The organism is Chromohalobacter sp. HP20-39, from assembly GCF_033052815.1.
Classification (GTDB): domain Bacteria; phylum Pseudomonadota; class Gammaproteobacteria; order Pseudomonadales; family Halomonadaceae; genus Chromohalobacter.
In genome coordinates this window covers 1-236 of the sequence record NZ_JAWHTP010001162.1, presented here as the reverse complement: position 1 = coordinate 236, position 236 = coordinate 1, and the positions used below count along the sequence as shown (strand labels likewise).

At 68.2% G+C, this 236-nt stretch carries 1 protein-coding gene; it reads left to right on the top strand.

Going from position 1 to position 236, the window contains the following annotated elements; translation table 11 throughout:
- A partial coding sequence (locus RVY79_RS21545; protein ID WP_317466660.1) for a hypothetical protein occupies positions 1-236 on the top strand: 236 nt, incomplete at both ends.

Genomic DNA, 236 nt, shown 5'->3' with positions numbered 1-236 from the left:
GCTGCGTCAGCTCCAGCCCAGCAGCGATGGGCTGCTGACGGGCCGTGTTCTGGCGGGCGGTGGCATCAGTCTCAGCACCTTCTCCGGGACTGTGCCGGCCGGTCGTACCAGTCTCGTGGTGCAGCAGGGGGCTCAGCTCAATATTTCAGGCGCCAGCGGGCTGCTGGATGTGCGTGAACGCAGCGATGGCGGCAGCACCGTGTCGCGGCAGCTCATCGGCAGCGCAGCAGGGAGCC